The organism is Streptomyces mutomycini, assembly GCF_001700505.1.
GTDB lineage: Bacteria > Actinomycetota > Actinomycetes > Streptomycetales > Streptomycetaceae > Streptomyces > Streptomyces mutomycini.
The window spans coordinates 42910-56212 of sequence record NZ_MAPV01000094.1 but is presented as its reverse complement, the minus strand read 5'-3'; the positions used below and the strand labels follow the sequence as shown (position 1 = coordinate 56212).

Genomic DNA, 13303 nt, shown 5'->3' with positions numbered 1-13303 from the left:
CCATGAACAGGCACGACGAAACCACCGCACCCGACGCGCAGCAGATCACCTTGCGCGGTCCCGCCGAACTTGCCGACGCCCTTCCGTATCTGATGGGCTTCCATCCGAACGACAGCGTGGTCATGGTGGCCCTGCACGGTGGCCGGGGCCGCTTCGGCGGCCGGCTCAGGCTGGGCATCCCGCAGGAGCCCGAGGAATGGGCGCCCGTCGCCGACCAACTGGCGCAGTGCCTGATCGCGGGAAGCGAGAGGCACGAATCCCGCCCCGACGCGATCATCGTCTTCCTCTGCCAGGACCCGGCCGAGGGGGAGAGCGCTCCGCAGACCATGGAACGGCTGCGACCGCTCGCCCAGCGCCTGCGTACCGCCTGCGGGGCGCTCGATGTCCCCGTGCTCGAGGCACTCTGCATCTCCGACGGCCGTTACTGGTCCTACTGCTGCCCCGACGACCGCTGCTGCCCGGTCGAGGGCAATCCGCTGGCGCTGCCGGGGACCACGGTCATGGCGGCAGCAGCGGCATACGCCGGAGTTCAGGTGCGCGGATCGCTGCGGGACATGGAGGCCGGGCTCACGCCGTGGGAGTCCCCGGCGGCACGAGAGCAGGAGCGGGCTCTGGATTCGGCGGGTGCCGTGCTGGTGTCCCGCATCCTCGACGTCGACGGTCGCGGTGAGGTGGCGCGCGACACTCTCGCGCTCGCGCGTGACCTCATGGAGCGCCTCCAGGGCGCGCCGGCGGCGGGCCCCGCGGGGGAGGACAGCCGTGACGACGCCCTGATCACCGCCGACGAGGCGGCGGCTGTGATTCTCGGCCTTCAGGACCGCGAGACGAGGGACAGGGCCGCCGAGTGGATGGAGGGCGGCGAAGGCGGATCGGCGCTGAGGCTGTGGCGTGCTCTCGCCCGCCGGTGTGTCGGTCCGTACGTGGAGCACTCGGCGGCACCGCTCACGCTGGCCGGGTGGGTGTCGTGGTCCACCGGCGACGAGGCGGGCGCCAGGGTGGCGTTGGGGCTCGCACTGCGGGCCGACCCCGCCTACACGTTCGCTCAACTGCTGCATCAGGCATGCAACCAGGGACTGGACCCGGAAACGCTGCGTCGTTGTCTCCGTGGGGAGCGCACCGTGCGCGACGGCGACGGCAACAGCGACGGAAGCAGCAGCACTGCTCCGGAACAGGGCGGCCGGCGCCCGGAGCGGCGGACAGGGCCGAGGCCCGCGCGTGCTCCGGCCGCGCCGGGACCAAGGCGCGCTCCGGCCGGGAGGGGGAAACGGAGCATGACGCACCGGCCGTCACCGGGAGCCGCATCCCGTCCCGGCACAGCCGCAGGCCGGGGGCGGGCCCGTGACGCCAGGCGGCGTGGCCACCGCGGTGCCAGGAGCAGCGATTGACGGGCCGTGCTCCCTGGGGCGGACGGATGACCCTGCTCCGGGACGACCGCGGCTGGAGGGAGGAGAAACCGCGAACAGGGTCCGGGCGAGGAACCGTTGTCGCGAAGAGAGTGTTTATCGTCAGGAAGACGACTATGATTTCGGTATGCCGCCCTACGACCCGTCGACCTTCCCGCCCTTCGCTGTCACCGTCGACCTGGTCGTCCTCACGGTGCGACGTCACGCGCTCTGCGCGTTGGTGGTACGCCGAGGTGAAGCGCCGTTCCAGGGGCGGTGGGCGCTGCCCGGCGGGTTCGTCAGAGCCGATGAGGATCTCGGTGCGGCGGCAGCTCGTGAACTCGCGGAGGAGACCGGGCTCTGCGCGCACGATCCGGTCGCCCCCGCCGTAGGGAACGGCGCCCACCTCGAACAGTTGGCCACCTACGGTGACCCGGCGCGGGACCCGCGGATGAGGGTCGTCAGCGTCGCGCACCTCGCGCTTGCCCCCGACCTCCCGGCGCCGCGTGCCGGCGGTGACGCGAACAGTGCCCGCTGGGCGTCCGTCGACGATCTGATCGGGCCGGGGGGCGGTTTCGCCCGCGACGGCGAACAGGCTGCGCCACTGGCCTTCGATCACGCGAGAATCCTCGACGACGGGGTGGAGCGGGCCCGCTCGAAGATCGAGTACTCCTCCCTGGCCACGGCGTTCTGCCCGCCCGAGTTCACGGTCGGTGAGCTGCGGAGGGTGTACGAGGCGGTGTGGGGGGTGGTCCTCGACCCCCGGAATTTCCACCGCAAGGTCACCGGCACGCCCGGCTTCCTGGTCCCGTCCGGAGGGACGACCACGCGGCAGGGGGGTCGCCCGGCCCAACTGTTCCGGGCCGGTGCGGCGACGGTGCTCAACCCTCCGATGCTGAGGCCGGAAGTCTGACCGGACCAGGACCGCGAGCTCATGCCGCGCGGCCCTGCGGAACGCCCACTGAAGCATCGGTGCACCAAAAGTCTTAAATGTCGCGTTATCTTGCAGGGGCCCTCCACACTGCCGCCGAGCGGTCTCACCCTCCGCGAGAGAAGCGATGCTCCAGGCCATCGGACTCACCAGCGCCCCCCGCCGCGACGGTCCCCCCGTCGTGGACGACCTGACCTTCGAAGCCCCGTCCGGCAGTGTCACCGTATTGCTCGGTGCTCCCGGCTCCGGCAAGACCACAGCTCTCCGTCTGATGCTCGAGCTGGAGACGGGGCGGGGCGTCACCTACTTCAAGGGCCGCCCGCTGCACCGCATCGGTCATCCCGCCCGGGAGGTCGGGGTGCTGCTCGGAGACGTGCCTGGGCATCCCGCGCGTACCGCGCGAGGACAGCTCCGCATGCTCTGCGCCGCGGCGGGGGTTCCCGCGTCGCGAGCCGACGAACTGCTCGACGTCGTCGGTCTCGCAGGGCTGGGGGACCAGCGCGTCGGAACCCTCTCGGCGGGAATGGACCGGCGGCTCGGCCTCGCCTCCGCGCTGCTCGGCGACCCCCACACGCTCGTGCTCGACGAACCCACGGCGGGCCTCTCACCCCGTGAGAAGAGCTGGCTCCACGGCCTGCTCCGCGCACACGCCGCCGAGGGCGGCACGGTCCTGCACACGACCGGCGACCCCAAGGAGGCCGCCCGCGCGGCCGACCGTGTGATCACCATCGGTGACGGACGCCTCGTGGCCGACCAGGACGTCGCGGACTTCTCGCGTACCCGCCTGCGGCCGAGGGTCGCCGTGCGGACCCCGCACGCAGCCCGGCTGGCCGCCGTGGTGAGCCGGGAGGCGCGCGCCACCCGGCGCTCCGTCGAAGTGGTGGCCGAGGGCGGCAGCCGGCTGTCGGTGTACGGCAGCAGCTGCGCAGAGGTGGGGGACACTGCGTACCGGCACGGTGTCCCCCTCCATCAGCTCGCCGACGAGACCGGGGACGCGGGCCCCGTGACCGCTCCGGCCCGGGGCCCGGGTGGTGGTCCTGCTCGGGGCCAGGACGGTGGTCCGGTGAGGACCGTCCTGCCGGGGCCCGCCTCGACCGTGGCGATCTCGAAGCTGCCCCCGCCGATTTCCGTGCGCCCGGCCCGTGGGCCGCTTCGTCCCCTCCGGTACGAGATGCGCCGCCTCTTCGGGGTCCGGACGGCCACCCTGATCATGGCGGCCGTCCTGGTCGTCTCCGCGTGCCTCTCCGTGCTGCTGGCCCGCTCCGGCAGGACGCCGCTGCCGGACCTGCTGGTCGCCTGGCCGGATCTGCTGCCGCTTCCGCCGGCCGCGTTCGCCGCCGGGCTGCTGGGCGCCCTCTCCTTCGGTGACGAGTTCCGCTACCCGGCACTCGCCGCCGGGCGCGGGACGGTCCCGCGCCGTCTCGGCCTCCTGGTGGCCAAACTGTCGGTCTCGGCGGGCGTCGCGCTGTTGCTCGCCGTGCTCTCCGTGCTGGTGGACGCAGAAGCTCTGCGCCTCGTCTACGGAGGCGACTTGGTCGGTGTTCCGGCGAACGCGGTCCAGCTCGCCGCCAGTTGGGCCGGGCTGTCGGTCGGGTGCGCCTGGGCGGGGCTGCTGGGGGCAGGCGTGTTCCGGCTGACCGGTGCCGGAGTCGCTGCCGTACTGGCGGTGCCCGTGCTCGTCGTGCCGCTGATGCAGAAGCTCCTCGCGGGACCCTCCGCCCGTTCGATCAGCGGACTGCCGGGCCGGCTGCGTGAACTCGGCTGGCTGCAGTGGCCGTACGAGACGGACCGATGGGCCATGGCCGTCGTACGCGTGGTGGCCCAACCCGTAGGGCTGGCGCTTTCCTTGTCGTTGTCCGCCTTGATCTGCGCGTATGTGTTCACCAGCCTTCGAGGCAGGGCCCGTTGGTGACCGGATCGCCCAGGCTCGATGACTCTTTGCAGGCAACTCACTTGAAAAGATGTGATTTCTACCGATAACGCGTCAATTGAGGAGTGGGTGCCGATCACCCTTTCGTGTGCTTTTCAGCAAAGACCTCAAGGGCTGGCTGAGGCGCGCCGAAACAAGGATGCGTGAGTACCCTTGCGCACACCCCGATGACCGCCGCCCGCTCCGCCGACTCCGGCCTCGCCGGTCCGGGCGAACTCGACCGCTACCCCTACACCGAGACGCCGGCCGGCGAGCGCCCCGCCCTCCGTCCCTGGGGCGGCGCCGAATCCGATCTTGGGCGGGCGGGCCGACGCGGCACGGCCAGTCGCGGCCGTGGACTTCACGGCCAACTGGTTCAGCAGCTCGGTCAGATGATCGTTTCCGGTGATCTCGGTGCCGACCGTCCGCTGGTCCCGGAGGAGATCGGCCAGCGATTCGAGGTGTCCCGCACCGTTGTGAGGGAATCCCTGCGCGTTCTCGAGGCCAAGGGCCTGGTCAGCGCCCGGCCCAACGTGGGTACCCGGGTCCGGCCGGTGAGTGACTGGAACCTGCTGGACCCCGACATCATCGAATGGCGAGCCTTCGGCCCGCAGCGTGACGACCAGCGCGGAGAACTGGAAGACCTCCGGTGGACCATCGAGCCGCTGGCCGCCCGCCTGGCAGCCGGCCACGGGCGCGAGGACATCCAGCAGCGCCTCGGCGACATGATCGAGATCATGGGACACGCGATGGGGCAGGGGGACTCCCTCACGTTCTCCAGGGCTGACGCGGAGTTCCATGCCCTTCTGATCCAGGCGGCGGGCAACCGCATGCTCGAACACCTCTCCGGGATCGTGTCCGCCGCCCTGCATGTCTCCGGCGGTCCCGTCACCGGCTGCGACCGGCCGGCCGAGGCGTCCCTCGGCCACCACGCGCGGATCGTCGAGGCCCTCGCGTCGGGTGATTCCGCAGACGCAGAGGCCGCCATGCGGCAACTGCTGGTGGGTCCCACCGGCGGGGAACGGGTGGTTCCCGCGCCTCGCGAGCACTGAACGCCGTAAGGCCGGGTATGTGCACTGTGTACCGCCCGGCCCACGTGATTCGGCGGCGTCTTTGCGCGGAGATGTGACCTCTGGGTCTGTTTGTCGCGGATGGGGTGTGACTGGGGCCACGAGAATTGGGCGTAACACTCCTCGAAACAGTGCGATGACTTAAGAGGTGACCGCCGCGGAAGGAATACAGCAGCCACACAGTGCGCTGTGCAGTTCTGAGGCCAAGCCCGCGCCGTCGGCGACATCCCCAGTCGACGGTCGTCGGTTCCAGCCCTCTCCAGGGCCGGGCCGGAAGCCGTTTCCATCGTTCCGAGAGGTTGTTCGTGTCGGCCAGCACATCCCGTACGCTCCCGCCGGAGATCGCCGAGTCCGAGTCTGTGATGGCGCTCATCGAGCGGGGAAAGGCTGATGGGCAGATCGCCGGCGATGACGTGCGTCGGGCCTTCGAGGCTGACCAGATTCCGCCAACCCAGTGGAAGAACGTTCTGCGCAGCCTCAACCAGATCCTCGAGGAAGAGGGTGTGACGCTGATGGTCAGTGCCGCGGAGTCGCCTAAGCGCGCCCGCAAGAGCGTCGCAGCGAAGAGCCCGGTCAAGCGCACCGCCACCAAGACCGTCGCGGCCAAGACAGCCGTGACGCGGACCGTCGCGGCATCTGCCGCCCCGGCGGCCGAGGGCGCGGACGCGGCGGCCGGCGACGCCGCCGTTGCCGCTCCCGCGAAGAAGACGGCAGCCAAGAAGACGGTTGCCAAGAAGACCGCCGCGAAGAAGACCGCGGTCAAGAAGACCGCTGCGAAGAAGGCCGGCAAGCAGGACGACGAACTGCTCGACGGCGACGAGGCGGTCGAAGAGGTCAAGGCCGGCAAGGGTGAGGAAGAGGAGGGCGAAGGCGAGAACAAGGGCTTCGTCCTCTCCGACGACGACGAGGACGACGCACCTGCGCAGCAGGTCGCCGTCGCCGGCGCCACGGCCGACCCGGTCAAGGACTACCTGAAGCAGATCGGCAAGGTCCCCCTCCTCAACGCCGAGCAGGAGGTCGAGCTCGCCAAGCGCATCGAGGCCGGGCTCTTCGCCGAGGACAAGCTGGCGAACTCCGACAAGCTCGCGCCGAAGCTCAAGCGCGAGCTGGAGATCATCGCCGAGGACGGCCGCCGGGCCAAGAACCACCTGCTGGAGGCCAACCTCCGGCTCGTGGTGTCGCTGGCCAAGCGCTACACCGGTCGCGGCATGCTCTTCCTGGACCTCATCCAGGAGGGCAACCTCGGCCTGATCCGCGCGGTCGAGAAGTTCGACTACACCAAGGGTTACAAGTTCTCCACGTACGCCACGTGGTGGATCCGCCAGGCGATCACCCGCGCCATGGCCGACCAGGCCCGCACCATCCGTATCCCGGTGCACATGGTCGAGGTCATCAACAAGCTCGCGCGGGTGCAGCGTCAGATGCTCCAGGACCTGGGCCGTGAGCCCACCCCGGAGGAGCTGGCCAAGGAACTCGACATGACCCCCGAGAAGGTCATCGAGGTCCAGAAGTACGGCCGCGAGCCGATTTCTCTCCACACTCCGCTGGGTGAGGACGGGGACAGCGAGTTCGGGGACCTGATCGAGGACTCCGAGGCCGTCGTTCCCGCGGACGCGGTGAGCTTCACGCTGCTCCAGGAGCAGCTGCACTCCGTGCTCGACACGCTCTCGGAGCGTGAGGCGGGCGTGGTGTCGATGCGTTTCGGTCTCACCGACGGTCAGCCGAAGACTCTGGACGAGATCGGCAAGGTCTACGGGGTGACGCGCGAGCGCATCCGTCAGATCGAGTCCAAGACGATGTCGAAGCTGCGCCACCCGTCGCGTTCGCAGGTGCTGCGCGACTACCTCGACTAGATCGCGGACGGACATGGGCCGGGCCCGGCCCATGTCCGCGTGCGGTCGGCACCGGAGCGGATGACGCTGAGTGGGCAACGTTCACCTCGGCGTAAGGAGCCTCCATGCCACGCGTTCTCGTCCGTGTCCTCCCTGCCGCCTGCACCCTGGCGGTCGCTGCGGCGGTGATACCTCTCGGTCCCCCGGCGCCCGCCTCGGCGGACAGCATCATCGTCGGCGGACGGCCCGTGGCCGTCGCGGACAGCCCGTGGACCGTGGCCCTGTCGAGCCGTGACCGGTTCGGCGGAATCCGCGCGGGCCAGTTCTGCGGCGGCGTGGCGATCGCACCCGCCAAGGTACTGACGGCCGCGCACTGCCTGAGGGAGGACGTCCTGGGAACCGATGTCCAGGAGGTCCGGGACCTGCGGATCATCGCCGGGCGGGACGAACTGAGCGGGCCGGGCGGGCAGGAGATCCCGGTGCGTTCGGCGTGGGTCAATCCGTCGTACGACCCGGGGACCAATGCCGGCGACCTCGCGGTCCTCACCCTGGACCGGGCGCTGCCGAAGAGCAGCGTCATCCCGATGGCCGGGGCCGGGAGCGCGGCGTACGCGCCGGGGACCCCGGCCACGGTCTACGGCTGGGGGGACACCACCGGATACGGCGCGTACGCGTCAGGGCTGCGCGCCGCCGCCGTGCGGGTGCTGCCGGACAGCGACTGTACAAAGGCGTACCCGGGCGGCACACGCGGCGCCTACGACGCATCGTCGATGCTCTGTGCCGGTCACACGGCGGGTGGGCGGGATGCGTGCCAGGGAGACAGCGGAGGCCCGCTGGTGGCCCGTGGGCGCCTCGTCGGGCTCGTGTCGTGGGGCAGTGGCTGCGGGAGCCCCGGCAGCCCGGGGGTGTACACGCGTGTGTCCGCGGCGATCCGGTGGATGGCCGACCGGACCTGACCGCGGAGACCGTGCATACGTCCGAGAACGTGAGAACGGGCGGCTTTCCCTGGGGAGGCCGCCCGTCGGCCGGTCCTGGACCGTGCCCATAGCTCGTCGTGGATGCGAGGTGTCAGTGTTGTTCCTCGTCGGCGGCACTGGCCTGCACGGCAGTGAGCCGATCTGTCTCATCCTGTATTTCCGCGGCGATCTTCTTGAGTTCCGGCTCGAACTTGCGCCCGTGGTGGGCACAGAAGAGCAGTTCACCGCCGCTGATCAGGACGACGCGCAGATATGCCTGGGCGCCGCAACGGTCACAGCGGTCTGCTGCGGTCAGCGGGCTCGCGGGGGTCAGAACAGTAGTCACGTCGCCTCTTCTCTAGCTCGACGAGCTGTCGTACCAGGGTCAACATCCAACCAGGCCGAAAACGTTCCCGCTCGTGGCATTTCTTCGAAACTTCTTCTCAGGATGGCTGTCTGTTACCGGTTGGCGGCGAATGTGCCGTATTGCGTAGCGCTACGGTTTCGCGTTGCTTGTGTGGGCCGGTCCGCCGGCTGGCTTGCCGGTTGTTCATGAGGACGTGCCCGGAGCCTAAATGGTTCATGCCTCGAAGGGAACGTGATGTGCGCGTCACCCCAAGGAGTGATCGAACGTCTATGCGAGGCTGGACTAGCATAAGGATTCCCCCCTGGGTGGCGTTACAACCGCTCTACCAGGCCTCGGTAGGCTCTCAGCGGCCACCGAGGCCGAGCCCGTCACCCACTGGGCCCCCAAATGAAATTCAGCGAGGAGCGAACCGCGTGACCGCCGATTCCGTGCCGTCCACTGCGCTGCTGACCGGAGCAGGCGGCGCAGACAGGGACAGCTCCAACTACACCGCGCGGCACCTTCTCGTCCTCGAAGGGCTCGAAGCGGTCCGTAAGCGCCCCGGGATGTACATCGGGTCCACGGACAGCCGCGGACTCATGCACTGCCTCTGGGAGATCATCGACAACTCGGTCGACGAGGCTCTCGGAGGCTACTGCGACGCCATCGAGGTCATCCTCCACGACGACGCCTCCGTGGAGGTCCGGGACAACGGCCGGGGCATTCCCGTGGACGTGGAGCCCAAGACCGGGCTCTCCGGCATCGAGGTCGTCATGACCAAACTGCACGCCGGCGGAAAGTTCGGCGGCGGGTCCTACGCGGCGTCGGGCGGCCTCCACGGCGTCGGCGCCTCGGTGGTGAACGCGCTGTCCGCCCGGCTCGACGTCGAGGTCGACCGCAACAGCGCGACCAACTCCATCAGTTTCCGGCGCGGTGTCCCGGGCATGTTCACCGAGCAGGGGCCGGACAGCCCCTTCGATCCCGCCAACGGCCTCCGCAAGGGCAAGAGGGTTCCCAAGACGCGTACGGGTACCCGGGTGCGGTACTGGGCGGACCGCCAGATCTTCCTCAAGGACGCGAAGCTCAACCTGGAGACGCTCTACCAGCGGGCCCGCCAGACCGCGTTCCTCGTGCCGGGCCTGACCATCGTCGTGCGCGACGAGCGGGGCATCGACGGCGAGGGCAAGACGGAGGAGACCTTCCGTTTCGACGGCGGAATCAGCGAGTTCTGCGAGTACCTGGCGCAGGACAAGGCCGTCTGCGATGTTCAGCGCCTGAGCGGCACGGGAACCTTCAAGGAGACCGTGCCGGTCCTGGACGACCGCGGGCACATGACGGCGACCGAGGTCACCCGTGAGCTGGCCGTCGACATCGCCCTGCGCTGGGGCACGGGCTACGACACCAACCTCAAGTCCTTCGTCAACATCATCGCCACCCCCAAGGGCGGCACCCATGTCAGCGGATTCGAGCGCTCCCTCACGAAGACGGTGAACGAGGTGCTGCGCTCCGCCAAGCTGCTGCGCGTCGCCGAGGACGACGTCGTCAAGGACGACGCCCTCGAAGGCCTGACCGCGGTCGTCACCGTACGGCTCGCGGAGCCGCAGTTCGAAGGGCAGACGAAGGAGGTGCTGGGCACCTCGGCGGCCAACCGGATCGTGGCCAATGTGGTCGCCAAGGAGCTCAAGGCGTTCCTGACATCCACGAAGCGCGATGCCAAAGCCCAGGCCAGGGCGGTGCTGGACAAGGCGGTGGCCGCGGCCAGGACCCGTATCGCCGCACGCCAGCACAAGGACGCGCAGCGCCGCAAGACCGCGCTCGAGTCCTCATCGCTGCCCGCGAAGCTCGCCGACTGCCGGAGCGACGACGTCGAGCGCAGCGAGCTCTTCATCGTGGAGGGCGACTCGGCCCTCGGTACGGCGAAGCTGGCCCGCAACAGTGAGTTCCAGGCGCTGCTGCCGATCCGCGGAAAGATCCTCAACGTACAGAAGTCGTCCGTCTCGGACATGCTCAAGAACGCCGAGTGCGGGGCCATCATCCAGGTCATAGGAGCGGGCTCCGGGCGGACCTTCGACATCGACGCCGCACGCTACGGCAAGGTCATCATGATGACGGACGCCGACGTCGACGGTTCGCACATCCGCACCCTGCTGCTCACGCTCTTCCAGCGCTACATGCGGCCGATGGTCGAGGCGGGGCGGGTCTTCGCGGCCGTGCCCCCGCTGCACCGGATCGAGCTCGTCCAGCCCAAGAAGGGCCAGGACAAGTACATCTACACCTACTCCGACAACGAGCTCCGGCAGACCCTGCTGGAGATGCAGCGCAAGAACGTCCGGTTCAAGGAGTCGATCCAGCGCTACAAGGGTCTCGGCGAAATGGACGCGGACCAGCTGGCGGAGACCACTATGGACCCGCGCCACCGGACACTGCGCCGGATCAACATCGGCGACCTGGAATCCTCCGAGCAGGTTTTCGACCTGCTGATGGGCAACGAGGTCGCCCCCCGCAAGGAGTTCATCACCAGCTCCGCCGCCACCCTGGACCGCTCGCGTATCGACGTCTGACGGCATCCACCCGTGGGTGGAGACCTTCCCTCCACCCACGGCCTGTGCCCGAGGCGGTCCCGTGACAACACGTGGCGGGAGCGCGCGACAGAACCGAGCCGCGCGCCATGCGTACGGTCGGGGCTCGCACAACCGCCCGGCACTTCCCGTCACCTGAAATGGTGAAGCACGGCGAATGAAGTGCCCGGGATCTTCCAGATCTGTCCATTCTTGGCTACGCGGCCGAAAAGGCTCGTGGACAAGGGAGTTGTTGGTGGAGAAGGAAGCAGGGTCGGGCGCCCGGGCAACGCGGCTCGACGACCCGTGGTGCGAGGCGCCGACCGCCGGGTGGGGCCGGCCGGACGGGGCGCTGGAGGCCGCGGCCGACGAGCGGCCACGGCCGGCGGAACAGCACCGCGACAGCGCGGGTGAGATCTACCTGGAGGTGCAGAACAGCCCGGCGTTCCGCGAAGTGCGGCGCCGCTACCGGCGGTTCGTGGTTCCCGCGGCTGCCGCGTTCCTGCTCTGGTACCTCGCCTACGTCGTCGCGGCCACCACCGCGCACGACCTGATGGCGCGTCCCGTCGCCGGCGCGCTCAACGTGGCCATGGTGGCGGGGCTCGGGCAGTTCCTCACCACGTTCCTGCTCACCTGGGCGTACGCCCGTCACGCACGTCTTCACCGGGACCGCGCCGCTCTGGAACTGCGCTGGGAGACCCAGGAGATGACAAGAGGGGCCGTCCGGTGAGGGAGGACCACCAGACGCTGGCACTGCTGCTGTTCAGTGTCTTCGTCGCCGTCACACTCGGCATCACCACCTGGGTCAGCCGCAACAGACAGGGTTCCGCCGAGGAGTTCTACGCGGGCGGAAGGCTCTTCTCCCCGATGGAGAACGGATTCGCCATCGCCGGTGACTACATGTCCGCCGCGTCCTTCCTGGGCATCTCAGGGCTGATCGCCCTCTTCGGCTACGACGGCATGCTCTACTCCGTGGGATTCCTCGTGGCCTGGCTCGTCGTCCTGCTTCTCGTCGCCGAACTCGTCCGCAACTGCGGAAGGTTCACCCTCGCCGACGTGGTGGCGGCCCGGATAGCGGAGCGTCCGGTGCGTACGGCGGTGGGCACGTCGTCCGTCACGGTCTCGGTTCTCTATCTGGTGGCCCAGATGGTGGGTGCGGGGAGCCTGGTCGCACTGCTGCTCGGCGGCACGAGCGACACCGCGCGATCGTGGACGGTGGTCGGAGTCGGGGCGCTGATGGTGGTCTACGTGTCGTTCGGCGGCATGCGCGCCACGACGTGGATCCAGATCGTCAAGGCCGTCCTGCTGATGGCCGGCGCCGTCGCGCTCACCGCCCTCGTCCTCGCCCGCTTCCACGGGGACATCAACTCCCTGCTCAACTCCGCAGCCGAGCGCAGCGGCCACGGCCGGGACTTCCTCGCGCCCGGGCTGAGGTACGGCGGGAGCTGGACGGCGCGTCTCGATTTCATCAGCCTCGGCCTGGCGCTCGTCCTCGGCACGGCGGGCCTGCCCCACATCCTGTCGCGCTTCTACACCGTTCCCACCGCCCGCGCGGCCCGGCGCTCCGTCGTCTGGTCCGTCGGCCTGATCGGCAGCTTCTACCTGATGACCATCGTGCTCGGGTTCGGAGCCGCCGCGCTGGTCGGCTCCGCGGACGTCCGGGCGTCCAACGCCTCCGGGAACACCGCTGTTCCGCTCCTGGCGCTCGTCCTCGGGGGCGGCGAGGGTTCCACGGGCGGCACGGTGCTCTTCGCGGTCGTCGCCGCCATCGCCTTCGCCACGATCCTCGCGGTCGTCGCCGGGATCACCCTCGCCTCCTCCGCATCCGTCGCCCACGACCTCTACGCCTCCTTCCGGCGGCCGGGGGCCAAGCAGCGGAGCGAGGTCGGCGTGGCCCGGGCGGCAGCGGCGGGCATCGGGGTGGTGGCCATCGCTCTCGGCCTCCTCGCCCAGGATCTGAACGTCGCGTTCCTGGTGGGTCTGGCCTTCGCGGTCGCAGCGTCCGCCAACCTGCCCGCGCTGCTCTACTCCCTGTTCTGGCGGAACTTCACCACCAGGGGAGCGGTCTGGGCGGTCTACGGCGGACTGATCCCCGCGGTCGTGCTGGTCCTGCTCTCCCCGATCGTCTCGGGGAGCCCCACCTCACTCCTCCCCGGTGTGGATCTCGCGCTCTTCCCCCTGGAGAACCCGGGACTGGTGTCGATCCCGGCGGGCTTCCTGGCCGGCTGGATCGGCACCGTCACCTCACCCGAGCCGCCCGACCCGGCAAAACACGCGGAGGCGGAGGTCCGGTCGCTCACCGGAGCGGGAGCCGCGTAG

General features: G+C 69.6%; 10 protein-coding genes. 9 read left to right on the top strand and 1 reads right to left on the bottom strand.

The features are described from left to right. Positions 1 to 2 precede the first annotated feature (2 nt). The 6 genes from BFF76_RS14790 to BFF76_RS14765 all read left to right on the top strand — a co-directional run bounded on the left by BFF76_RS14790 (position 3) and on the right by BFF76_RS14765 (position 8080). Positions 3 to 1385, top strand: coding sequence for a DUF4192 domain-containing protein (locus BFF76_RS14790; RefSeq protein WP_031089337.1), 1383 nt, complete (start codon positions 3 to 5; stop codon positions 1383 to 1385). A 145-nt stretch (positions 1386 to 1530) separates the two neighbouring features. Then, positions 1531 to 2295: an NUDIX hydrolase gene (locus BFF76_RS14785; RefSeq protein ID WP_031089338.1), complete on the top strand. Its 765-nt coding sequence runs from the start codon at positions 1531 to 1533 to the stop codon at positions 2293 to 2295. 145 nt (positions 2296 to 2440) lie between these two features. Then, entirely contained in the window at positions 2441 to 4225 is a 1785-nt protein-coding gene (locus BFF76_RS14780; protein ID WP_065848398.1) for an ABC transporter ATP-binding protein, read from the top strand. A gap of 185 nt (positions 4226 to 4410) precedes the next feature. Beyond that, positions 4411 to 5274 (top strand): FadR/GntR family transcriptional regulator, encoded by an 864-nt coding sequence (locus BFF76_RS14775; RefSeq protein WP_031089341.1) that lies wholly within the window; start codon positions 4411 to 4413, stop codon positions 5272 to 5274. A 323-nt stretch (positions 5275 to 5597) separates the two neighbouring features. Continuing rightward, positions 5598 to 7145: an RNA polymerase sigma factor gene (locus BFF76_RS14770; protein ID WP_053928842.1), complete on the top strand. Its 1548-nt coding sequence runs from the start codon at positions 5598 to 5600 to the stop codon at positions 7143 to 7145. A 104-nt stretch (positions 7146 to 7249) separates the two neighbouring features. Beyond that, entirely contained in the window at positions 7250 to 8080 is an 831-nt protein-coding gene (locus BFF76_RS14765; protein ID WP_065848397.1) for a S1 family peptidase, read from the top strand. Between the two features lie 112 nt (positions 8081 to 8192). Here BFF76_RS14765 and BFF76_RS14760 read toward each other — a convergent pair whose 3' ends face one another. Then, complete coding sequence (locus tag BFF76_RS14760; RefSeq protein WP_014153643.1) at positions 8193 to 8426, bottom strand: DUF7455 domain-containing protein; 234 nt, start codon at positions 8424 to 8426, stop codon at positions 8193 to 8195. Between the two features lie 434 nt (positions 8427 to 8860). Here BFF76_RS14760 and BFF76_RS14755 point away from each other — a divergent pair, with 434 nt between their 5' ends. From BFF76_RS14755 to BFF76_RS14745, 3 genes are all read left to right on the top strand, one after another. Further along, positions 8861 to 10987, top strand: a complete 2127-nt coding sequence (locus BFF76_RS14755) for a DNA gyrase/topoisomerase IV subunit B (protein ID WP_065848396.1) — start codon at positions 8861 to 8863, stop codon at positions 10985 to 10987. A gap of 253 nt (positions 10988 to 11240) precedes the next feature. Then, positions 11241 to 11714, top strand: a complete 474-nt coding sequence (locus BFF76_RS14750) for a DUF485 domain-containing protein (protein WP_031089351.1) — start codon at positions 11241 to 11243, stop codon at positions 11712 to 11714. Next, positions 11711 to 13303, top strand: a complete 1593-nt coding sequence (locus BFF76_RS14745; protein ID WP_065848395.1) for a solute symporter family protein — start codon at positions 11711 to 11713, stop codon at positions 13301 to 13303. Before BFF76_RS14750 ends, BFF76_RS14745 begins: the two co-directional genes overlap by 4 nt.

Bases quoted from the DNA above. Each gene is read 5' to 3' on its own strand.
- BFF76_RS14790 (WP_031089337.1), top strand. From the start codon at position 3: ATGAACAGGCACGACGAAACCACCGCACCCGACGCGCAGCAGATCACC.
- BFF76_RS14785 (WP_031089338.1), top strand. From the start codon at position 1,531: ATGCCGCCCTACGACCCGTCGACCTTCCCGCCCTTCGCTGTCACCGTC.
- BFF76_RS14780 (WP_065848398.1), top strand. From the start codon at position 2,441: ATGCTCCAGGCCATCGGACTCACCAGCGCCCCCCGCCGCGACGGTCCC.
- BFF76_RS14775 (WP_031089341.1), top strand. From the start codon at position 4,411: ATGACCGCCGCCCGCTCCGCCGACTCCGGCCTCGCCGGTCCGGGCGAA.
- BFF76_RS14765 (WP_065848397.1), top strand. From the start codon at position 7,250: ATGCCACGCGTTCTCGTCCGTGTCCTCCCTGCCGCCTGCACCCTGGCG.